Origin of the sequence: Polaribacter atrinae, from assembly GCF_038023995.1 — a bacterium.
Taxonomy (GTDB): Bacteria; Bacteroidota; Bacteroidia; order Flavobacteriales; family Flavobacteriaceae; genus Polaribacter; species Polaribacter atrinae.
Map to the genome: position 1 here is coordinate 1,233,900 of NZ_CP150660.1, position 24,555 is coordinate 1,258,454.

The window sequence follows — 24,555 nt, forward strand, 5'->3', positions numbered from 1 at the left end:
GTAAAAATTGCTAAATTAGTGCTTAACCTAAGGTAGTTGCAATTTTGTTACGTCTGATTTTCCTGCGGAAAATCCTCGCACACAAAACCGCAACTTCTCATACACAAAACCGTTGCAAGTAATTGGCGGAAACCACTCAGACACTTGAATTTTGAAAAATTGAAAAAGTGCTACAAGCTGAAAAAAACCAACTACTTGCAACACCGTTTATAAAAAATTGCTAAATTGTGCCTTATCAAAACTAGTCGCATTTTTGTAAACCCCTATTTTCCTGCGGAAAATAGCCGTTCACATAAATCGCAACTTTTATTACACAAACACGTTGTGGTTAATTTTAAAAAATGACGATAGAACAATTAAAATCGAACATAAAATGGTGGGAATCCAAAAGATGGATTTATAATGTTGCTGTTGGACTTTTCGGGATTTTTGGAATTTACGATGGACTTTCAAGAGGAGAATACTCTTGGACAATAGACGATACAATCGGAATTTTGATTTGGGGAATTGGAGCAAATATTTTTTATTCATTAGGAATTTTATTGGAATTATTTGACTGGTATTACCTGAAAAATAAAGTCGGAATTAAAAGGTTCCGAATGATATTCTTCGTAATCGGAATTTTATTCAGTTGCTTTTGGACTTTATGGTGTAGTTGGCTTTATTTTGCAAAACCACATTTATGGTAAAACAAATCAAGAAGTCTAAAATGAACGAAATCTATTTATCTAAAATAAATGAAGAACAAAATCGAGAGGTCATTGTCGAAGGCGATGACCATTCTGTTTGGGCCTATGTCTTAAAACATTCGGAGGAAAGTATCGGAATTGAATTTGACGGATTTATATGTTCTCGTGGAACTCTTGTTGAGTCAAGTAAAGAAATAAAAGACTATATCAATAACGCTATTTCTGCGCCATTAATGAAAAGGTATTCGAATGAATTCTCTATCCAACGAGAAATTGAAAATAAGGACATAGAAATTGATTGGAACGGAAACGAAATAAGTATAAAACTAAACGGGATTGATTTTCTGATTATGGATTTAAAAAACCGAAAATCTTACTCAAAATCAACATCTGAAAATGGTCCTTATGGAATTCCAATAACTGAAAAAAACTAACCACAACAAAGAACTGAGCTAAAAAACAACTCTTTTCTTCATTAAATTTACGCACTATTATTTTAGGCTCATAATGCTATCAATTAGTATTTTGAGCTTTTATTTTTTATGTAAATACTACTTATTTTGATAAAACAGAAACGTACGTTTCGTCATATGGTAAACCTGATTTTGCAATAGCAAAACTCTGTCTTATCAATTTATTTGAAACCGCTATTAATGCCAATTTCTTACTCTTACCCTTGTTAACAATTCGCTCATAAATATCGCGACATGCTTTATTATGCTTACAAGCTGTAAAAGTACAGAGAAACAAGAGGTTGCGTAACTTCCTATTTCCCACTTTACTTATTCTACTTCTTCCCCGTACACTACTTCCAGATACTCTTATCGTTGGAGTAATCCCTACATAACTACATAATTGTGAAGCCGTTTCAAACTTCTTAAATCCATCAGTAATTACGATTAAAAACAATGCCGTTTTCAATCCTATTCCTGGAATACTTGTTAGTAATGTTAACTGTGCTTGCTGGTCTTGTTTTACTAACGATAATACTTTTCGATTCCTAAAATCTCTTTATCTAAATGTTTTTTAGTCCGTTTTAATGAACCATAAACCCACTTAGAAGGAATCCCTAAAACTTCTTCTCCATGATTTTTATTCTTAACCGCTGTACGTTTTTTAATATTACTATCTAATAATCTAAACAACTGTAAACACTCGCTCTGAACATTGGTAAGAGCCGTATACAATGGAACTTCATTAATGGTTCCATATTCACAAATAGCCTTCGCATCACTTTTATCCGTCTTTACTTTAGATAATTTCATTTGGATAAATCGCTTGACTGATAAAGGATTTACAACCGATACAAAAATGCTTTGCTTGTATAAAAACTGAGCTAATCTATAATGGTAATAACCTGTTGATTCCATAATTACTAATGAGTTTTTAGGTAAACTTTTTAAGAAGGTTTTAAACCCTAATTCATCATTTTTAAATTGATCATGACCACTTCTACTTCCATAAACATCAAAAACGTCTTTACTGATGTCAACTCCAAAAATTTCCTTATATTTATTCATAAGAACTGATTTATGAAAGAATAACCTACTTTTACTCACAACAACTTGAAATCGAGATCTAGGTCTCACAGAACTGAACGTGATTTTTAGTAGAAAAGAGAGAGGATTATCAATGTTGTCGAAGTCTTGGCTTCACCGTATATATTAACCTTAATTCTCTCTTTTATTCTTTCTGATTTATATACTTAAACTTAGTCTTTTATTATAAAATGCTAACTTAAGCCGTATATAAGACACTAAATAAACAACAAAACAAAAAGCCTTCTAATAATAATTTATTATATATTATATTATTAATATTGTTATTTTTTGGAGTTTACTTTATCCAAAAAAAACTGTTTCAGATACAAAAAAACAGACCTATTAATCATAAGGATAATTCATCACCTGATATTCTTTCTGAAAAAATAGAAAGCGAGTTGATGCAGAAAATAAAAGAATTTGAAGAATCTAAGCATTATTTAGATAAAAATATGTCTTTGCCTACTCTAATTAGTTTACTAAATACAAATACTACCTATTTGAGATCTTTTATTAAAAAACATAAAAATACAGATTACAACAATTATATTAATGAATTGAGAATACAATATATTAAAGAAAAATTAACTACAGACAAAGATTATTTAAATTATAAAATTAGTTATCTAGCAAATAAATGCGGTTTCCGTTCTCATAGTAAATTCTCTACAAATTTTAAAAAATTTACAGGTTTATGTCCTTCAGAGTTCATTACAGATATAAGAAATAAATCTATTTAGTATTGTAATGACTTTAGAAATTATATAAAATATTTAAGTAATACTTTTATTTCCTTATAATTTATGTAGTTTTTCTTAAGTCATAAAATGATTTTCTAATCATAACTATAAAACTATACCAACTCATTTCATATTAAGAATACTAACAAACCCAGTACTAAGAAATACGAATTAGCCACAAGAAAATAACAAATAGATTACTATTATTTACTCCTCTAATAATAACACTCCAATCTATTACTAAAATAAAACTAAAGAAATAAGCACTATTTCTTAAAAAAAACAGGATTAAACAATAAAAGTCTAATCCTGTAATTTTAAATTACACAGTAAAGGGGGAGTGTAATTTTTCTAATATAAAACTGACGATATTAGAAATAAAACCCAAAAGTACTCTTTTAGATTAATCGTGATTAGCATGATCATCTGCTGTTACTTCTCCAGACTGATTCATTGCCATTGTATGATCATATTTACAACAACCAGGTAAACCATTGTATGCTTCTTCGCTTCCTGATACTTTTTCTGTATCATAACCAGAAGCCGCAATTGCAGTATGAATTGCCATTACATCTGTCTTAGTATCATCAAAAGATACTTCTATTTTCTTTTTATCAATACTCCAATTGGCATTGGAAACACCTTCTACAGCATTGGCTGCTTTTTCAATGGTATTTTTACACATACCACAGTTTCCTCTAACTCCAAAAGTTAGCGAAGCGTTTGCTACTTCTTTAGAAATTTCTGTAGTATTTGTTTTTTGTTTGGTTTCATTTTTACAACTTGTAAAACCGACTGTAGCTATAATAGCTAAACTTAAAATTACTTTTTTCATTGATTTATATTTAATTATTAGTATTTAATTTTTTATTATTCTATTACTTTTTTTACTTCTCCACAGGTTAACATAGCACCTCCAAAATAAGGATTTACTACTTTTTCTTCTTTACTTAACCAATAAGCACCTTTGTTATTATCAGACATTGGGCAGTACAAATGATATACTTTTTCATGAATACCAAACACTTCTAACGCAATGGCCATATTTGATGATAAATTCTTAAAATAGGTTCTTTGAACTTTAATATCATCTGTATTAGAAATTAAATTAGCAGTTGCTTTTAGTTCTTTTTCTAAAGGCATCCAATGCTGATGTGCATTTTTACTCTTTAATAACTTCATATCTACTTTCCCTAAATCAGTTAATAAATGTTTCGATTGCTTTTTAAGGTTCTGAGTATTATCTATTGCCAAAGCATTCTTTAATTCAATATAAGTATTAAAAACCACGTTTAATTGATCTTGAAACTCTTTAGAAACAGCTATTCTTTCATTTTTATTTAAAGGTTTCTTCGTGTCTGAAGTATTGGTTTTCATATCCATATGTCCTTCATGACCTGTCATTACTTTACCACCTTTTTTATTCATCATCGATTTTTTGCCTTGTAATTGGGCAGCAGCATCTACCGTAAAGGTTCCGTTGGTTACAATTTCATCACCATTATTTAGCCCTTCTAAAACCAGATAATTTTCACCTATTTGTTTCCCTACAGTAATTTCACGCATTTCAAAAACAGGTTCATTTGGGTTTGTTTTTAGATAGACTACAGAGCGTTTTCCGGTCCATAAAACAGCCGAAGCAGCTATGGATAAAACTTCCTTTTTAGTTGAAGAATCAATTCTTTTAATTTTGCCTTCTACAAACATTCCTGGTTTAAAAAGATCGTTTTTATTATTTAACACGACTCTTAAATTTACCGTTCTTGTTTTACTATCTAAGATAGGATCAATAAAATCGACTTTCCCTTTAAATTCTTTATCTGAATAAGCATTTGTTGTGATTACAATATCTTGCCCTTCTTTAAATTGACTAATTTGATTTTCATAGACATCAAAATTTGCCCAAACGCTATGTAAATTAGAGACTTTAAAAATGGGTTTCCCATCCATAATATGAGAACCTTCATTGATGGCAATTTCTGTAACCACGCCAGCTACATGAGAATAAATGGTAAAACTATTTTTTACGTGTCCTGTTTGTTCCACTTCTGTTAACTGCGCGCCATGAATCATCCAATTTTTGAACTTATTTTTAACAGCTTTGTACAATTGAGGTTGCGATTCTTTTAATGTATACGCAGTAATTAATTCTTGTTGCGCTGCAATTAATTCTGGAGAATAAATTTGTGCAACGGCTTGTCCTTTTTTAACACGTTCTCCCAAAGAATTTACAAATAATTTTTCTACTCTACCATTAAAGTGAGCTGGCATAGTGGCTGTTTCGTTTTCATTCTCTGTAATTTTTCCTGATAAAACAGTCCCAGAATTAGCATTAGAAATACCTTTTCCAACGATGGATACTTGTATGTTTGCTAATGCCATGGCATTTTTAGAAAGCTTAAATTCATCTGCTAACAATCCTTCTTCACTGCTTGCAGCAGGAATTAAATCCATTCCACAAATAGGACAGTCGCCTGCTTCTGGTTGCATAATTTGAGGATGCATAGAACAAGTCCACATTTGATTTGTTTCTGTAGCCACATCATGTTTGTGCGCAGTTTCTGTAGGTGCTGTGTTTCCTCCAAAAAGCAGCCACCCTAAAAATAGCCCAAGAGCTAAAAGAACGATGTAAATGATATATTTTTTCATAATTTAATTGATTAAATAATTGATGTTTGTGGTTTGAAAATAGTAGTTTTTTACCGCTTCAATCTGATTCATTTGAAATTTTAATTGCAATTCTTGAATGTCTAAAACGTCATTAAAATCAATCGTTCCTGTTTCATAACTTTTAATTAAAATGTCTTCTGCTGCCTTAGCTTGTTTTAAGTTTTTAACTTGTGTATTGTAAGTGATTCTTGCCGAAATACGATCGTTTATGGCCTTATCTAAAAAGGTTTCTAAAGTGTTTAAACGTTCTTGTTTTTGTGCTTCAATTTCTTGTTGTTGCAATTCATTTTGCTTCGTTTTCGATTTGTACTTCTTATTAAAAATAGGAATTGATAAGGATACTGTTGGCATCAAAATATCTTTTCCTTTTTCACTAAAAGTGATGTCTGGACCTGCATGAATATTGATGTAATCGAATCCAAAACCAAAAGAAGGCTGACTTTCTTTTTGATTCATTAATTCGGATTGTGCTACCGATTGAAATAGTTTATCGTATTTTAATAATTCGGGGTGTAAATCTAAATTATTAGTGTTAATGTCAAAACCTTTAGAAGGCATTAACAAAGCATCTACAACATCAATTTTAATCGTATTTTCTCTATTTAAAAGGTTGTTAAAAGTTGTTTGTTCCGTTAAAAACTGTTGTTCTAAAACCAACCTTAATTGCTCTAATTCATTCTGACGCATTTGCAATCTAAAAAGATCTACTGCAGAAGCTTTACCAACTTCAATAGACGTTAATGCCAATGTTTCATACGTTTTAAGCAGTTTATTGTTTTCAACCAAAATAGCTTGTTTGGCTTTGTTTACATATAATTTATAGTACGATTTTGATACAGAAACCATTAATTTTCGTTTGGCAATTACAATATCTTCATACTTTGTATCAGCCAAAGAACTCGCATAATTTTCACGAGATGTAATGGTTCCAAACCAAGGCAACATTTGTTTTGCCGATACTTTAAAACGTTGTGTTCCTGTCCTTGTTTCTGGTTCTAACACAAAATAACCTGCACTAAATTCTGTGTTTGGTAAGGTGTTGACTTCATTTACTTTTTCTGATGCAATACGATATTGTAACTCAAATTTTTGAATTTCAGGATTGTTTTCTAAAGCAATGTTTATGTAGGTTTCTAGTTCTTGAGAATTTCCTTGTAGAACAAAGAAGAAAGAACAAAGAAGAAAGATAACTAGCTGTGTTATATGATTTTTATAGTTTTTCATTGTATATTTTTTTAGTCTAACTTCTATGCTCTTTTTTCTCTAATCTCTTTAGCTTAAACTCTTCTCTCCAGCTATATAAAACTGGTACGATAAAGTAGGAGGTAATGTCAATAACCATTCCTCCAAAAATCGGTATTGCCATCGGAATCATAATATCACTTCCTTTTCCTGTGGATGTTAAAACGGGCAATAAGGCCAAAATAGTAGTTACCGTTGTCATTAAACACGGACGGATACGTTTCTTAGCTGCTTCTAAAGCAGAAGCTCTTATGCTCATTTTATCTGATGGTTTTTCACGGTCAAAAGTCTGAGTTAAGTACGTTGCCATGACAACTCCGTCATCTGTTGCAATACCAAATAAGGCAATAAAACCAACCCAAACGGCAACACTTAAATTGATGGTTTTCATATTGAAAAGATCTCGCATATTCTCGCCAAAGAAGCTAAAATTGAAAAACCAATCTTGTCCGTATAACCAAATCATAATAAAACCACCTGCAAATGCAACCGCAATTCCGGTAAATACCATTAATGATGTGGTTACCGATTTAAACTGAAAATACAGTATCATGAAAATAATAGCTAATGCTAAAGGAATTACCACTGCTAGTGTTTTTTCTGCTCTTAGTTGGTTCTCATAAGTACCCGTAAATTTATAACTGATCCCTTTTGGAACCGTTAATTCTCCTGAATCTATTTTTTGTTGAAACAACGCTTGCGCATTTTCAACGACATCAACTTCTGCAAAACCGTCTATTTTATCAAACAAAACATAGCCCACTAAAAAAGTATCTTCACTTTTTATCACTTGCGGGCCTTGTTCATATTTAATAGTCGCTAATTCACTTAAAGGCACAGGATTTCCCTTTTCTAAAGGAATATAAATATCTTTAATATCTTCTGGATTGCCACGTAATTCTCTAGGGTAACGTACTCTAACGCCATAACGCTCTCTACCTTCAACGGTTTGTGTTAAAGCCATACCACCAATAGCAACTTTTAGTACACTTTGTACCTCGTCAATAGAAATACCATAACGTGCTATTTTTTCTCTATCAATATCAATTAATAAATAAGGTTTCCCAACAATTCTATCCGCAAAAACAGCTTCTATCTTAACACCTTCCGCTTGTTTTAAAAAGCGTTCTAACTCTAAACCAAAAGCTTCAATTTGTTTTAAATCTTGTCCTTTTACTTTAATTCCCATGGGTGCACGCATACCTGTTTGTAGCATCACCAATCTGGTTTCTATAGGTTGTAATTTCGGAGCAGAAGTAACACCTGGTAATTTGGTAACTTTAATAATTTCTTTCCAAATATCATCTGGACTTTTAATTTCTGGTCGCCAGTTTCTAAAGAATTCTCCGTCGTTGTCTTCTATTAATTGAGAGCTTTCAATAGAGGTTCCATCAGCAGTAAAACGTTTTGTTTTGTTATTATGAGATTCCTCGTCTGTTGGAATGACATTCGTTTTTAATTCAAACAAACCATCAGCATTTACTTTATAACGTTGTCTTTTTCCTTCGGAATTACGCATGTATTCTGGTTTATACTGAATCATGTTTTCGTACATCGATAAAGGTGCCGGATCTAAAGAAGATTCTGTTCTACCCGCTTTACCAACCACCATTTCAATTTCCGGAATGGTAGCAACCGCCATATCTAATTGCTGTAACACACGTTTGTTTTCTGCTACACCAGCATGTGGCAACGATGTTGGCATGAGTAGAAAAGAACCTTCATTTAAAGAAGGCATAAACTCTTTACCTGTATTTTTCATAATCCAAAATCCAGAGATAAGCACTGTTATCGGAATCATTAAAAACAACATTTTGTTTGCCAAAGCCCATTGTAAAATTCGACCATAATATTTTCTAAAAACTGAGAATATTCCTAAAATTCCGAAGCAAATAATAGCCACAAAAATAAGGTTGATGAAGATGCTACGATTAAAACCTAAAGGTCTCCAATATTCTGCCAATAGAAATACAATGGCAATTGATGAAATAATGATATTAACTAGATTGACTTTTTTAGCATCTAGCTTTCCTAAAACACCTAATAAGGCAGAAATTCCGAATGCAATTAAAATAATCCCTAAATAATGACCACTTATCACAATTACAATTCCTGCAAGAATTAAAGCACCACTTACAATGTATTTAAACGAGTTTTTTAGCGTTGTTTTACGGAATAAAAAAGCTGCTAAAGGCGGAATTATAAACAAAGCAATCACTAAAGAAGCTGATAACGCCATTGTTTTTGTAAAAGCCAAAGGTCTAAACAATTTACCCTCGGCACCAATCATTGTAAATACAGGTACAAAACTGATTATAGTTGTTAAAACAGCAGTTAAAATAGCGCCAGAAACTTCTGCAGTAGCGTTGTAAATAACTTCGTTTATAGATAGTTTGTTGTTCTGAGATTCCTCGTCACTCGTACCTCGTTCTGTCGGAATGACATTCTCCTGTTCATCGAGATGGCGAATCATGTTTTCGGCGAGAATAACGCCAACATCAACCATGGTACCAATAGCGATGGCAATACCAGACAATGCCACAATATTAGCATCTACATTAAAGAGTTTCATGGTTACAAACACCATTAAAATAGCTACAGGTAACAAGCCCGAAATTAAAATAGAAGCTCTTAAATTAAAAACCATCACAATAATTACCAAAATAGTAATTAAGATTTCTAAGGTTAAAGCTTCACTAAGCGTGTCTAAAGTTTCTACAATTAATTCTGATCGATCATAAAAAGGTACGATTGTTAATTGAGATGTACGTCCGTCTGCTAAAACTTTAGAAGGTAAACCACCTTTTAATTCTTCTATTTGGGCTTTTACATTCGTAATTACTTCCATAGCGTTTGCACCATATCTTGCCACTACAACACCACCAACAACTTCTGCACCTTCTTTGTCTAATATCCCGCGTCTAGCGGCAGGACCTAAAGTTACTTTGGCAATATCTTTAATTTTAATAGCCGTAAAATCTTTAGAAGTAACGACTGCATTTTGTATATCTTCAATAGATTTTACATAACCTAAACCACGAACTAAATATTCAACTTTATTAATTTCTAATGTCTGTGCACCAATATCTTTATTACTGTCCTTAACTGCTTTTACAACTTGGTTTAACCCAATATTGTATTGACGCATTAATTCTGGGTTCACATCAATTTGATATTCTTGTACATAACCACCAATAGAAGCCACTTCGGATACACCACTTGCAGAGGATAAACCGTATTTTACATAGTAATCTTGTATGCTGCGTAATTCTTGTAAATCCCAGCCACCAGTAACGTTTCCTTCTTTATCTCTACCTTCTAAAGTATACCAATAAATCTGCCCTAATCCTGTAGCATCTGGTCCTAAAGCAGGATTAATTCCTTCTGGTAATAAATTGCTAGGTAAGGAGTTTAGTTTTTCTAAAATTCGGCTTCTGCTCCAATAAAACTCAATGTTTTCTTCAAAAATGATGTAAATACTAGAGAACCCAAACATAGATGAACTACGAATGGTTTTTACTCCAGGAATACCAAGTAAAGAAGTGGTTAGTGGGTAGGTAATTTGATCTTCTATATCTTGAGGCGAACGACCATCCCACTTCGTGAATACAATTTGTTGGTTTTCGCCAATATCTGGTATTGCATCTACAGCTACAGGATTGCTTGGTAAAAAGCCAGTATCCCAATTAAATGGTGCATTTACGGTTCCCCATCCTATAAAAAGGACCAACAATAAAACCGATACGATTTTATTTTCTATTAAATATTTAATAATCTTATTTAGCATGACGCTTGATATTTAAAACAATTAGAAAGTGGTGTTAGAAAAACACCGAATACAAGAAATCATCCTAATGAAGTGAATCATTGGATAATACAGTCTATTGTTAAAAAAATCAGATTAAATAAGTCTCGTCTAACTTAAATATTTGCCTGTTAGCGAGTAGTGGTTCGTATTCTTCATAAGAAGATACGTTGTTGTCTAAACCTTCAAAAAGGTTGATGTAAGCATGAATAAATGAAGCTAAAAAAACTTGTTGTTCAAAAGAAATGGTATCAATATGATGTTGTAATTCATTTTGACCTTCTACAACAACTTGTTCATCATTACAACAATTCTTTTTTGTAATTGAACAATCTTCCCTTAAAGGCTTTTGCATTTCCATTCCGCAACCTTCTGCCTTTTGAAACATAGCAGTTTCCACCAAGGTATCACCACAATAATGCATACTGACATTGAATGACATTGTAGAAAATAGAACTACAACAGCCATTACAATTGACATTATTTTATGTGAAATTTGCTTCATATTAATAGCAAAGGTATACAAAATTTAATAATAAAATTTTACTTTAGAAAAATTTAACGAATTATACAAAACACCATTTTTATAAATATAATTAATAAAACTACAAATTAGCAACCTAATATTTACATAAATATGACTAAAACTAGCTTGTTTTCTGTTCATTAAACGTAGAATTATATTTATAATAAATTGAAAACTAAAAAACACCAAGATTTAGTAACTATTAAACCTTGGTGCTTTTATATTGTTAGATAAAATTTCTAAAAAAATTAATCTATGATCATTTTAAAATCGAATCTATTATTTTTATGAGTAACAATTAGAACATAAACACCTGATTGAATATTTGGAATCGAAATTTCTTTGATATTTCCACCAAGTGAAACATTAGATTCTGAATATACTTTTTGACCATAAACATTAAAAACAGCTATTTTACAGTTGTCAAGAGCTAAACTTGTATCAATAGAAAACTGTCCGTTGTTTGGATTTGGACCTACACTTAAATTAGTTTTATCGGTACCTAACTCATCAACAGCTAACGATACATCTTCTTTAACATCTACTTTAATATTTTATGTTAGCGCTACATCCTAAAGAAGTCTAGTATCTAAGGATTAATGTTTGTTCCCCTTCCTTATTCCACTTTACCTCTACCAAGTTATTCGTTGAAGAAATAATTTCTCCGTTAGCAATTATCCAATTGTATTTTGCTAAGTTTTCTGGAGCAGAATATACATATGTATTTCCTATTGTTGGAATCAATTCTCCTGTTAAATTAGAGGTTGCATACTTGTTACCAATACCTGATTGTTTTGTGATCTCCCAGTGTTATATTATATAAAAGAACAATAACTACACGCTATTTAATAGCTATAAAAGTAAAAACCTCATAATCTAACGATTATGAGGTTTTGTGCGGAGAAAGAGGGATTCGAACCCCCGGACCTGTTACAGTCAACAGTTTTCAAGACTGCCGCATTCGACCGCTCTGCCATTTCTCCAGTGTGTCTCATCAGGTATTCCCTGAATGCGGCTGCAAATATAGAAAGGTTTTTTAGTTTAAAAAAATAAAATACGATTTTTTTTTATTTTTTTTTTTGAATATCATTCGTTAGAAATCATATCTCTCTATAAATCAAGGATTCTAAATAATTATATTTTTTTAGAAATAGTTACAAAATTGTTTAAATCTAGAGTTCTTGTATACTAGTTTATTATATTTGCCTTCATTATTCTAATTATATCATTATGTCATTTAATTCCTTTGGAAATTTATTAAAAGTAACAACGTACGGAGAATCTCATGGAACTGCTATTGGTGGCGTCATAGATGGATTCCCTGCAGGATTAGAAGTAGATTTTGAAGCCATTCAAAATGAGTTAGATAGACGTAAACCTGGGCAATCTAAAATTGTTACACAGCGTAAAGAACCAGATACTGTAGAGTTTCTTTCAGGAATTTTTGAAGGAAAAACAACAGGTACATCCATAGGTTTTATTATTAGAAACACCAATCAAAAATCTAAAGACTATAACCACAATACCAATGTATATAGACCTTCTCATGCAGACTTTACGTATGATAAGAAGTTTGGAAACAGAGATTATAGAGGTGGCGGAAGAAGTTCTGCACGTGAAACTGCCAATTGGGTAGTTGCTGGAGCTTTAGCCAAACAGCTAATTGCAAGCATGAATATAAATGCATTTACATCTTCTGTTGGAGATATATTTATAGACAAGCCATATCAAGATTTAGATTTTTCTAAAACTGAAAGTAATATTGTTCGTTGTCCTGATGAAGTTTCTGCAGAAAAAATGATCAATAGAATACAAGAAATTAGAAAAGCAGGAGATACCATTGGTGGTACAGTTACTTGTGTGGTACAAAATGTACCTGTAGGTTTAGGAGAACCTATTTTCCAAAAATTACACGCACAAATAGGTAGTGCTATGTTATCTATAAATGCCGTAAAAGGTTTTGAATTTGGAAGTGGCTTTTGTGGTGCAAAAATGAAAGGTTCAGAGCATAACGATGTTTTTAACGCAGATGGCTCTACACAATCTAATTTATCTGGCGGTATACAAGGTGGAATAAGCAATGGAATGGATATTTACTTTAGAGTAGCTTTTAAACCTGTTGCAACCATTATGAGTTCTCAACAAACCATTAACTCTGAATATGAAGTTACAGAAATTACCGGAAAAGGAAGACATGACCCTTGTGTTGTACCAAGAGCTGTACCTATTGTAGAAGCGATGACTGCTTTGGTTTTAGCTGATTTTTGGTTATTAAATAAAACAAGACAGATTTAAAGGAACTACTCTTTAAGGGATTAAAATAAATATATTAATTATAAATTAACTTACCTTTAACGGAAAATTTTTATTTTCTGTGGGTATAAAACGCTTATATTTTATTGATATTGTTAGGGCTTTTGCTATTTTAATGATGCTGCAAGGTCATTTTATAGATACGCTTTTAGCTACTTCCTATAGAGATTTAAATGACCCTACTTTTATTATATGGTCTTATTTTAGAGGCATAACTGCTCCTACTTTTTTTACAATTTCTGGTTTAATTTTCACCTACCTTTTATTAAAAGCTAAAGAAAAAGGATTAGAAAAAGAAAGAATGGTAAAAGGAATTACAAGGGGTTTCTTTTTAATTGCCCTTGGTTATTCATTAAGAATCCCCATTTTTAGTTGGTTTGCTGGTATCTTTAATAATTATTTCTTAGTAATAGATGTACTTCAAATAATAGGCTTGAGCTTAATATTAATTATTTTTTTTTACTTTATCTGCTATAAAAAAACTGTTCTTTTCTCAACAATTACACTCGTTCTTGGCATAGGTATCTTTATAACAGAACCCTTATATAGAAGCCTAAATATAGAGTCTATTCCAGTTTTTTTCAATAATTATATTTCTAAAAGTTATGGTTCTATATTTACAATTGTTCCTTGGTTTGGTTATGTATGTTTTGGGGCCTTTTTAGCTACAATATTTCATAAGAACTTATTAAAAAAAGGGTTTAAAAAAATAATCATTGCTTCTTTTGTGTTTTCTGGATTCATTTTAATTACGTACTCATCAGATATACTTGTCTACTTATCCAAATCTATTAACTCTCAACTCTTAATGGATTCTGCTAGCTACAATTACTTATTTACAAGGTTTGGAAATGTATTATTGATATTTGCCTTTTTTTACACCTTCGAAAAGTATTTAAAAATTCCATTACTATTAAAAGTAGGACAAAAGACACTCTCTATTTATGTAATTCACTTTATTATTATTTATGGTAGCTTTACGGGCTGTGGTTTAAAAAATATCCTTGGTAAAAACTTAACACCTACAGAAGCCATCTTTGGTGCCATATTGTTCTTAATAATAGTTTGTTTATTATCATTTTATTATGCAAAGACAAATACATTTCTATACTTAAATTTAAGAAAGTTTTTTAATAAATTGAAAGCAAAATCATAATTTAAAATGAAAACTACTTTATCTCTTTTTTTTATATTATTATTTCTAAATAGCTTTTCTCAAGAAAGGTTTTTAGAAAAAAACACCAATTTTTCTGAATCTACATATACTTATCAACGAATAAAAAAAGACAAAAATTTAAAATTAGATTTTTATAAGCCTAAAAAGAGAAAAGGCAAAGTTCCCTTACTGATTTATGTACACGGTGGTGGATTTTCAGGCGGTGATAGAAAAGATAAAGCTGCTACTGATTTTGCTAAAGAAATGGTGCAATATGGCTATGCAGTCGCTTCAATATCGTATCGATTAACCATGAAAGGAATTGGGTTTGGTTGCACAACAAGTTCTGTATTAAAAATAGCCGCTTTTAACGATGTTTCTAAAGATATAAGTTATGCTGTAAAATATTTTTTAAAGCGTAAAAACAAGTTTAAAATAGATACTGATAAAATAATTTTAGTAGGTTCTAGTGCTGGTGCGGAAGCTGTTTTAAATTTAGCGTATGTTTATGAAAACAAAATATTAGATACGAACTTTAAATTTGCAGGAATTATTGCAATGGCAGGTGCAACAATTTCTATTGATAAAATAACGACAGAAACTGCGATTCCTACACAATTATTCCACGGAATACAAGACGATTTAGTTCCTTATAACATAGCTTCTCATCATTATTGTAAAAAAGATGCTACTGGTTATTTGCCTCTTTTTGGTTCTAAAGCTATTGCCGAAAAATTAAAGTTAATTAAGAAACCTTTTTATTTATATAGTGTTAAAAATGGAGATCATAGTTGGAATGCTAGACCAATTTATCAATGTAAAAATGAAATAATAGACTTTTTATATTACGATGTTTTAAAACATCAAAACAGACAAGTTGAAACAGCAATTTAAAGGCATAAAAAAAGCGAAACTTAATAGTTTCGCTTTTTTTATTATAAATTTTTATTTTTTTACTTTAATAATTTATCCAAATCATAAAAATAAAAATCTTTAACATCATTCATTGCTACAAATAAACCGCTTTTAAAGGTATCGTTTAAAGACACGGTAACCACATCACATCCATCTGTTTCGGTAGTTGATAGATTAACTGCTTTTACAAACTCATTCGTTTGTCTATCAAACAAGTTAAATTGTCCTTTTTGTTGATCAGAAACAATAATATACCCCTTCTCATTCTCAAATTTAGCAATTGCAATACCTTCTATATCTCTTTGAAAAAATTCACCTCCAAAACAAGCAATCTCTTTATTTCCTTTAGATGGTTCTGCATAATATTTACGAACACAATGTCCTTCATCTGAATAGTAAACATAGCCCATTTCTGCATCAACAGCAATGGCTTCAATTTCTTTTATACCACTAAACTGCCCAAACTTCCTAACTAAAGTTGCTGTTACATTATTGTTTTCTGAAACCAATTTATACTGATATAAATACCCTTCTTTAGGTCCTGTTTTTCTACCAACTATTGCATAAAAACTTCCATCAATCGGACTCTTATAAATAGCAACTCCCATTGGTAATTTGTTTTCTAGAATCGTTTCATCTTCAAAAACAAGAAAGCCACCTTGGTCTAAAGGTTTCATCTCTGGTACAGAAAACATTCTAATTTGCTGTTCTTCTCTTTCTGTAAAAATTAAAACATCTACTTTTACAGAATCGTTTAGCTGAAAACCATATTCTAAATCTACATTATTAGGTCTTTTTATATTTCTGATGGTTTTATCTTCTATGATTTTTCCTTGTAAATTGTATGCATAAATTGCTCCATTGCTTTCTTTATCAGTACCAAAAACAATACTTTTTGATGCGTCCGTTGGATGAATCCAAATTGCCGGATCATCTGTGTCATTTATAGATTTTTCTGTAATTACATCTGGTGCTATTGCAGGTAATTTACTACCAGAATTACACGATAACAATGTTACTATTCCTAAAAATAGGATACTATTTTTTATATTTAATTTCATATTTTCTAATTTCTATTTTTAAAATAAATCATATTTTAAACCAAAAGTTATTCTTCTACCATAATATTCCATTTGCATTGTTCTACCACTTTCTCCTTGGTAATAACGTAATGGTTGGTTGGTCAAATTATTTACACTCGCATAAATACTTAAGTTTTTGTTAATGGAATAACCTGTACTAAAATCTAAGAAAAATTGTTTATCGTAATAGCGATCATCAAACTCACTCCCTCCTATTTCATCTACATAAGCATCAGAAAAATTACCAGAAAGTCTTGCATTAAATTTACGATCTGCATATCCTAAAGAAGCATTTAACATATTTGGTGTTGTATTAGGTAAATCTATGTCTTCTCTTTCCTCTCCGTCTTCGTTACGAATTCCGTTTGCATCCGAAGTTAAAAAAGTATAATTGGCATACACACTAAAGTTTTTAAGGAAACCAGGTAAAAAATCTAATTTTCTTTGGATTGCTAATTCTACTCCAAAAATAGATGCTTTCTCTCCGTTTAAAGGTTGATAAACTTCAAAACCAGTAGTTCCTGGTCCAAAAGCGTCTGTAGTTGTTTCCGATTGAAAGGTATACGTAAAGTCTTTGATGTTTTTGTAGAATAAACCTCCAGATAGAATACCTACATTCTCAAAATAAGTTTCTGCCATCACGTCAAAGTTCATAGAAGTTGTTGGCTTTAAATTCGGGTTTCCTAAAAACACTTCTTCATCTCCCGTTACAACATCTAAAGTTGGTGTAATATCTACGTAATTTGGTCTTGCTAACGTATTTGTCCAAGCAAATCTTACAACCGTTTTATCAGAAACATCGTATTTAAAATGGAGACCTGGCATTAAATTAGAATAAGAACTTTCTTCTGTTAAAGTACCGTCTAAAGTATCTTCATCTAAAATATTATTTCCTGTTGCAGTTAATTTTGTGTGTTCTAATCGTACACCTACCAATACACTTAACTTGTCAGACAATCTTTGATTTGTCATAACATAACTCGCAAATACATTTTCCTTTACATTATAATTAGCTCTTAAAAATTCATCACTTACTGTTTCACCGTTCGTTAAATCTAAAGCCCCTAACCATTCTTCATCAGCAAATAGACCTGCTTGGTATTGACTACCTGCTAAATAATCTGGATTCGAATAATCTTTTGTTGGTATAGCCGATAATATAGGATAAGCATCTTCTAAATCATATTCAAAAAAATCGTTATCTCTTAATTTTGTTTTAAAACGGCCTCTAAATCCAAATTTAATAAATCCGTCTCCATGACCAAAAAAGTCTGATGGTAATTCAAAATTAACATAAGCATTAAAGTCTTTTTCTTCTGTATATTGATTTTCTTCTGTGATTTCACCAAACTCAAAACTAGAAAGGTCATTAAAATCTGATGAATTTACAGCAGTAAACAATGGAAATCTAGTGTCAGAAATAGCATTGTTAATACTATATTCAGTTTCAAATTCTGCATAACGTTCGTTTAATCTTTCTTCGGATGCCTTTGCATAAGAAGACATCCAATCAATTTTTAATTTACCAACAACATGATTACCGCCAAGTGTATAATTTTGCATTTTTTGATCTTCTAAACGTCTATTTTTATTTCGATCGTTATCGATACCTCCTTTAGATTGTCTTTTAACTTCTACAGGAAACATTGTTGGTGTATTATCTGTAATGGTAAAATCTCCAAGTCCTATATCTTCTGCATCTAAAATCTCATGTTCTAATCTAAAACGATTTTCTCTATCGTCTCTCCAATTATACATCGATTTAAAATAAATGTTATTGTCATCATTAATTTGATAATCGAAGTTTGCAGAAAAACTTCTACGGACTCTTTGTACTAAATAAGTACGTTCTTCAAAAACATTTGTGTATGGGTTTACTTCCATTTCTACTTCTTCACCTGCATCATTTGTATATGCAAATTCATCTGTCCATTCTGCTTCCACATCATGAGAGCCAAAATCATTATCATTAATAGTTGCAGAAATCATCCAACCAAATTTTCTGTTTTTAGAACGATCTCCAACTAAAAAAGAACCATTTAATATCCTTTTGTTTGTAATTGTATTTACACCCGATCCTGCTGTAGCAGAAAGTCTAAAACTTTGAGGAGAAGTTCTTGTTATTAAATTTACAGATCCTCCCAAAGCATCTGCATCCATATCTGGCGTTACAGCTTTGTTAACTTGAATAGACTGTATCATGTCCGACGGAATTAAATCCATCTGTACATTTCTATTATCCCCTTCTGCAGACGGAATTCTACTTCCATTAAGAGTTACAGAGTTTAACTGAGGTGAAAGACCTCTAATAATAATATTTCTAGCTTCTCCTTGATCTACTTGCATCGTAATACCAGGAATTCTTTTAACAGCATCCCCAATATTTGCATCCGGAAATTTACCAATCTGATCTGTAGAAACAACATTGGTAATATTTAAATTATTCTTTTGAGTGTTTAATGCTTTAGATTGACTACCCAAGCTATAAGATGTAATTAAAACATCATCTAATTGAATACTTTCTGAAACAAGTGCTATTTTTACGGAAGTAGTTTCATTTTCTTTTACAACAACTTCTTGTAAAATATCTTTAAAACCTAAATAAGTTATTCTTATAGTGTGTGTACCAGCTGGTACAGCAACTATGGTGAATTTTCCATCAAAATTAGAAATATCACCTTTTTTAAGCGATTCTATAAAAACATTTGCACCTGGTACATAAAGTCCTTCTTTATCAGTAATAAGCCCTTGTATTTTACCGGTTTGTGCAAACGCATTTAACGAGAGAAACATCGTTAATAAGAATAAATTAAAATTATAAAATTGTTTCATTATTTAGTTTTTTTATAATGCAAAAGTAAATTTGGATTTACTTAACATTATTAACTAATTAAAAACAAAAAGCTAATTTTATACTTAGTTTTAACGTGAATTAACGTTAACTTTAAAATGAATTAATATAAATTTCAAACAACAAAAACAACTTAAACCAACCTACTTACTATAGAAATATAAGTAAAAAAAAAGACCGCTTTAAAAGCAGTCTTTATTCTATTTATTAAGCCTGTCCTGTAGGCCCAAAATTCATTGGAATTGGAGGTTGTTCATAATCTTTAATTTCACCATGTTGTTCTTCAAACTTTCTAACATTATCTGCTAAAGCTTGGGACAACCTCTTTGCATGCTGTGGCGTTAGTATAATTCTAGATTTTACTTTTGCCTTTGGTACACCTGGCATAATATTAATAAAATCAACAATAAATTCTGACATAGAATGATTAATAATTGCTAGATTAGAATACGTCCCTTCTGCAATTTCTTGATCTAACTCAATATTTATTTGTCCGTCTTTGTTTTGATTTTCTTCCATAATTAAAATTGTCTATTTGTTAAGTCTAGTAATTGAAAAATCGTAAAAAAATATGAATTACACTCGTAAAATTTCACAATTCTATTTATTAAAAGGCATAAAAACAAAAAAGTTGAATTGAATAGCGTAAATAAGTTACCCTAAACAATTCAACTTTTTAATAATTAAACTTTTAAACGTTAATACGTTTCGTATATTTAGAAACTTTTTTCTATTTCGTCTTTAGGACCAACTAGAATTTTTTCATAAGCTCTCATACCTGTACCTGCTGGAATTCTCTTACCAACAATTACATTTTCTTTTAAGCCTTCTAACGTATCTATTTTACCACTAACAGCAGCCTCGTTTAATACTTTTGTAGTTTCCTGGAAAGAAGCTGCAGAAATAAACGATTTTGTTTGAAGTGATGCTCTTGTAATACCTTGTAAAACTTGTTCTGCTGTTGCAGGTTTAGCTTCTCTAGCTACTACTAAGTTCTGATCATTTCTTCTTAATAAAGAATTTTCATCTCTTAATTGACGAGCAGTAATAATTTGACCTGCATTTAAGTTTTCTGAATCTCCAGCATCTTCAACAACTTTCATTCCAAAAATATCATCGTTGTCTTTGATAAAGTCAATCTTATGAACTAGTTGATTCTCTAATAATAAAGTATCTCCAGAGTCAATAATTTTAACTTTACGCATCATTTGACGTACAACAACCTCAAAATGTTTGTCGTTAATTTTTACACCTTGTAAACGATATACTTCTTGAATTTCGTTTACTAAGTACATTTGTACTGCAGATGGTCCTTGAATTCTTAAAATATCTGAAGGAGTTGTTGCTCCATCTGATAAAGGCATTCCTGCTTTAATAAAGTCATTTTCTTGAACTAAAATCTGATTAGAAAGTTTAACTAAATACTTACTAATGTCTCCTGTTTTAGATTCAACAATAATTTCTCTATTTCCACGCTTAATTTTACCGAAAGAAACAACACCATCAATCTCAGAAACAACAGATGGATTAGAAGGATTACGTGCTTCGAATAATTCTGTTACACGTGGTAAACCTCCTGTAATATCCCCAGCTTTACCAGATTTTCTTGGTATCTTAACTAAAGTATGACCGCTTTCTACTTTATCTCCATCATTAACCATTAAGTGTGCACCTAAAGGTAAACTATAAGAACGTAAAGCATTACCAAGATCATCTTCAATAATTAAAGATGGAATGATTTTTTTGTTTTTAGAATCAATCATTACGATCTCTTGGAAACCAGTTTGCTCATCTACTTCTACAGAGTAATTGATACCTTGTATTAAATTATCAAACTTAACTTTTCCTGTAAACTCAGAAACAATAACCCCGTTAAATGGATCCCATTGAACAATAGCGTCTCCCTTTTTAATAGATTTTAAATCTTTATCAAAAATGATCGAACCATAAGGAAGGATATTAGTACTTTGAGTAATTCCTGTTTTCTTATCAATAATTTTAATCTCAGCAGTTCTAGAAATTACAATGTCGATTTCTTTACCTTCATTGTCTTTACCAGTTACTGTACGTAAATCATCTATAACAACTTTACCATCAAACTTAGCAATTAATTTATTTTCTTCAGATATATTACCTGCAACCCCACCAACGTGGAATGTACGTAATGTTAACTGTGTACCAGGTTCTCCAATAGATTGTGCTGCAATTACACCAACTGCCTCACCAATTTGTACTTTATTAAGTGTAGACAAACTTTGTCCATAACATTTTGCACAAATACCTTTTGTAGATTCACATGTTAACGCAGATCTTACTTCTACAGCATCAATTCCAGACTTTTCAACAGCTACTGCTAATTGATAAGAAATTGGTTGATTTGCTTTTAAAAGAATTTCTTCCGTTAATGGGTGATATACATCGTTTAATGAAACTCTACCTTCAATTCTCTCTGATAAAGATTCTACAATCTCATCATTTTTCTTTAAAGGAGCTACTTCTAAACCTCTTAATGTACCACAATCTTCTTCATTAATAATAACATCTTGAGAAACATCTACTAATCTACGAGTTAAGTAACCAGCATCTGCAGTTTTTAACGCCGTATCCGCAAGTCCTTTACGAGCACCGTGAGTAGAGATAAAGTATTCAAGAATTGATAAACCTTCCTTAAAGTTAGAAAGAATCGGGTTCTCAATAATTTCTCCACCTCCAGCAGTAGATTTCTTAGGTTTTGCCATTAATCCACGCATACCTGTTAACTGACGAATTTGTTCTTTAGAACCCCTTGCACCAGAATCAAGCATCATGTAAACCGAGTTGAAACCTTGTTGATCTTCACGTAAACGTTTCATAGATAACTCAGTTAAATCGTTATTGGTTCTACCCCAAATATCAATTACCTGATTATAACGCTCTTTTTGCGTTAACATACCCATGTTATAATTCCCTACAATGATATCCACCTCTTTATTGGCTTCATCAATCATAGCTTGTTTTTCTTTAGGAATAATAATATCCCCTAATGAGAAAGATAAACCACCTTGGAAGGCAAATTTATATCCCATATTTTTTATATTATCTAAGAATTCTCCTGTTGTAGGAATATCTGTAGCTTTTAAAATACCACCAATAATTCCACGTAAGTTTTTCTTAGTTAATACTTCATTAATGTAACCAGCTTTCGCAGGAACAACTTCGTTAAATAAAACTCTACCAACAGTAGTTTTTATAATTTTTCTAACTTGTTCTCCGTTCTCATCAACGTCGTAAGTTCTTACTTTAATTCCAGCATTTAAGTCAACCATTTCTTCGTTAAAAGCAATCGTTACTTCTTCTGGTGAATAAAAAGTTAATCCTTCTCCTTTAATTTTAACTTCTGGAGTAGAGATTCTCTCTTTAGTCATATAGTATAAACCAAGTACCATATCCTGAGAAGGTACAGTAACTGGAGCACCATTTGCAGGGTTTAAGATATTATGAGAAGCCAACATTAATAATTGTGCTTCTAAAATAGCTTCTGGTCCTAATGGTAAGTGAACTGCCATTTGATCCCCATCAAAATCCGCATTAAATGCAGAACATGCTAATGGATGTAATTGAATTGCTTTTCCTTCAATTAATTTTGGTTGAAAAGCTTGTATACCTAGTCTGTGTAAAGTAGGAGCCCTGTTTAATAAAACTGGATGTCCTTTAATTACATTTTCTAAAATATCCCAAACAACTGGCTCTTTTCTATCTATTATTTTCTTTGCAGATTTAACTGTTTTTACAATTCCTCTTTCAATTAGTTTTCTAATTACAAAAGGCTTGTAAAGTTCAGCTGCCATATCTTTTGGCAATCCACATTCAGACAATTTCATTTCTGGTCCAACAACAATTACAGAACGTGCAGAATAATCAACACGCTTTCCTAATAAATTCTGACGGAAACGTCCTTGTTTACCTTTTAATGAATCTGATAAAGATTTTAAAGGTCTGTTAGATTCGGTTTTTACTGCAGATGATTTACGTGTGTTATCAAATAAAGAATCTACAGACTCTTGTAACATACGTTTCTCATTACGTAAAATAACTTCAGGAGCTTTTATTTCAACCAATCTTTTTAAACGATTGTTTCTAATAATAACTCTTCTATAAAGGTCATTTAAATCTGAAGTTGCAAAACGTCCACCATCTAAAGGAACTAAAGGTCTTAATTCTGGTGGAATAACTGGTACAGCTTTCATAATCATCCATTCTGGATGATTCTCTCTATTCTTTTGAGAGTCTCTAAATGCTTCAACAACATTTAAACGTTTTAAAGCTTCAGTTTTACGTTGTTTAGACGTTTCTGTATTTGCTTTATGTCTTAATTCAAAAGACAACGCATCTAAATCGATACGTGCTAATAAATCAATTAAACATTCAGCACCCATTTTAGCGATAAACTTATTTGGGTCAGAATCATCTAAGTATTGGTTGTCTTGTGGTAACTCATCAGCAATATCTAAATATTCCTCTTCTGTTAAGAAATCCATTTTTTGTAATGGTTCTCCTTCCACATTTTTTGCAATACCTGGTTGAATTACTACATAACGTTCGTAGTAAATAATCATATCTAACTTCTTAGATGGCAAACCTAAAAGGTATCCCATTTTGTTAGGTAATGATCTAAAGTACCAAATATGAGCAACAGGCACTACCAAGTTGATATGCCCTACTCTTTCTCTACGTACTTTCTTTTCTGTTACTTCTACACCACATCTATCACAAACGATACCTTTGTAGCGAATTCTTTTGTACTTTCCACAAGCACATTCATAATCCTTTACAGGACCAAAAATACGCTCACAAAATAAACCATCTCTTTCTGGCTTGTGTGTACGGTAATTTATAGTTTCTGGTTTTAAAACTTCACCTTTAGAAATTTCTAAAATAGCTTCTGGTGATGATAAACCAATTGAGATTTTGTTAAACTTTTTTACAGTGTATTTCTCTTGTTTTCTTGCCATGTCTTTTGATAAGTATTCAGTTGGCAGTATTCAG

At 31.2% G+C, this 24,555-nt stretch carries 17 protein-coding genes, 1 tRNA gene and 1 pseudogene; 6 read left to right on the top strand and 13 right to left on the bottom strand.

All coding sequences use genetic code 11. The features are described from left to right. Positions 1 to 341 precede the first annotated feature (341 nt). Positions 342 to 689, top strand: a complete 348-nt coding sequence (locus WG945_RS05415) for a hypothetical protein (RefSeq protein WP_068452119.1) — start codon at positions 342 to 344, stop codon at positions 687 to 689. After that, complete coding sequence (locus WG945_RS05420) at positions 683 to 1,123, top strand: hypothetical protein (protein WP_231874699.1); 441 nt, start codon at positions 683 to 685, stop codon at positions 1,121 to 1,123. The genes WG945_RS05415 and WG945_RS05420 overlap by 7 nt, the downstream gene beginning before the upstream one ends. A 121-nt stretch (positions 1,124 to 1,244) precedes the next feature. Here WG945_RS05420 and WG945_RS05425 read toward each other — a convergent pair. Further along, positions 1,245 to 2,209 (bottom strand): annotated as a pseudogene (locus tag WG945_RS05425) (IS110 family transposase). Positions 2,210 to 2,631: 422 nt separating this feature from the next. Between WG945_RS05425 and WG945_RS05430 the strand changes: the two are divergent. After that, complete coding sequence (locus WG945_RS05430; RefSeq protein ID WP_157603688.1) at positions 2,632 to 2,970, top strand: helix-turn-helix domain-containing protein; 339 nt, start codon at positions 2,632 to 2,634, stop codon at positions 2,968 to 2,970. Between the two features lie 403 nt (positions 2,971 to 3,373). On the opposite strand, the gene WG945_RS05435 is transcribed toward WG945_RS05430, so the two are convergent. From WG945_RS05435 to WG945_RS05465, 8 genes are all read right to left on the bottom strand, one after another. Continuing rightward, positions 3,374 to 3,805, bottom strand: a complete 432-nt coding sequence (locus WG945_RS05435) for a heavy-metal-associated domain-containing protein (RefSeq protein ID WP_068450868.1) — start codon at positions 3,803 to 3,805, stop codon at positions 3,374 to 3,376. A gap of 35 nt (positions 3,806 to 3,840) precedes the next feature. Next, entirely contained in the window at positions 3,841 to 5,619 is a 1,779-nt protein-coding gene (locus WG945_RS05440) for an efflux RND transporter periplasmic adaptor subunit (RefSeq protein ID WP_068450865.1), read from the bottom strand. A gap of 3 nt (positions 5,620 to 5,622) precedes the next feature. Next, a complete protein-coding gene (locus WG945_RS05445; protein WP_068450863.1) occupies positions 5,623 to 6,864 on the bottom strand; it encodes a TolC family protein in 1,242 nt (413 codons plus the stop codon). A gap of 16 nt (positions 6,865 to 6,880) precedes the next feature. Further along, positions 6,881 to 10,669, bottom strand: a complete 3,789-nt coding sequence (locus WG945_RS05450; RefSeq protein WP_068450861.1) for an efflux RND transporter permease subunit — start codon at positions 10,667 to 10,669, stop codon at positions 6,881 to 6,883. A gap of 109 nt (positions 10,670 to 10,778) precedes the next feature. Beyond that, the gene (locus WG945_RS05455; RefSeq protein ID WP_068450860.1) at positions 10,779 to 11,192 is read right to left on the bottom strand and encodes an HYC_CC_PP family protein; all 414 of its coding nucleotides are present in this window, start codon (positions 11,190 to 11,192) and stop codon (positions 10,779 to 10,781) included. Positions 11,193 to 11,461: 269 nt separating this feature from the next. Further along, positions 11,462 to 11,764, bottom strand: a complete 303-nt coding sequence (locus tag WG945_RS17730; RefSeq protein WP_082864267.1) for a T9SS type A sorting domain-containing protein — start codon at positions 11,762 to 11,764, stop codon at positions 11,462 to 11,464. Positions 11,765 to 11,795: 31 nt separating this feature from the next. Further along, on the bottom strand, positions 11,796 to 11,957 hold the full coding sequence (locus WG945_RS05460; protein WP_157603687.1) for a hypothetical protein: 162 nt from the start codon (positions 11,955 to 11,957) through the stop codon (positions 11,796 to 11,798). A gap of 154 nt (positions 11,958 to 12,111) precedes the next feature. Further along, positions 12,112 to 12,196, bottom strand: a tRNA-Ser gene (locus tag WG945_RS05465). A 247-nt stretch (positions 12,197 to 12,443) separates the two neighbouring features. On the opposite strand from WG945_RS05465, the gene aroC reads away from it, so the two are divergent. The 3 genes from aroC (at position 12,444) to WG945_RS05480 (ending at position 15,576) form a co-directional block, all read left to right on the top strand. Further along, positions 12,444 to 13,508 (top strand): chorismate synthase, encoded by a 1,065-nt coding sequence (gene aroC, locus WG945_RS05470; RefSeq protein ID WP_068450858.1) that lies wholly within the window; start codon positions 12,444 to 12,446, stop codon positions 13,506 to 13,508. Positions 13,509 to 13,587: 79 nt separating this feature from the next. After that, positions 13,588 to 14,682, top strand: coding sequence for a heparan-alpha-glucosaminide N-acetyltransferase domain-containing protein (locus WG945_RS05475; RefSeq protein WP_157603686.1), 1,095 nt, complete (start codon positions 13,588 to 13,590; stop codon positions 14,680 to 14,682). Between the two features lie 6 nt (positions 14,683 to 14,688). Next, positions 14,689 to 15,576 (top strand): alpha/beta hydrolase, encoded by an 888-nt coding sequence (locus WG945_RS05480; RefSeq protein WP_068450856.1) that lies wholly within the window; start codon positions 14,689 to 14,691, stop codon positions 15,574 to 15,576. Between the two features lie 59 nt (positions 15,577 to 15,635). Here WG945_RS05480 and WG945_RS05485 read toward each other — a convergent pair whose 3' ends face one another. The 4 genes from WG945_RS05485 to rpoC all read right to left on the bottom strand — a co-directional run bounded on the left by WG945_RS05485 (position 15,636) and on the right by rpoC (position 24,521). After that, positions 15,636 to 16,658, bottom strand: coding sequence for a phytase (locus WG945_RS05485; RefSeq protein ID WP_068450855.1), 1,023 nt, complete (start codon positions 16,656 to 16,658; stop codon positions 15,636 to 15,638). An 18-nt stretch (positions 16,659 to 16,676) separates the two neighbouring features. Further along, on the bottom strand, positions 16,677 to 19,511 hold the full coding sequence (locus WG945_RS05490) for a TonB-dependent receptor (protein ID WP_082864264.1): 2,835 nt from the start codon (positions 19,509 to 19,511) through the stop codon (positions 16,677 to 16,679). 226 nt (positions 19,512 to 19,737) lie between these two features. Further along, positions 19,738 to 20,049, bottom strand: a complete 312-nt coding sequence (locus WG945_RS05495; protein WP_068450852.1) for a DUF3467 domain-containing protein — start codon at positions 20,047 to 20,049, stop codon at positions 19,738 to 19,740. Between the two features lie 197 nt (positions 20,050 to 20,246). Further along, positions 20,247 to 24,521, bottom strand: a complete 4,275-nt coding sequence (gene rpoC, locus WG945_RS05500; protein WP_068450850.1) for a DNA-directed RNA polymerase subunit beta' — start codon at positions 24,519 to 24,521, stop codon at positions 20,247 to 20,249. Positions 24,522 to 24,555: the final 34 nt, after the last annotated feature.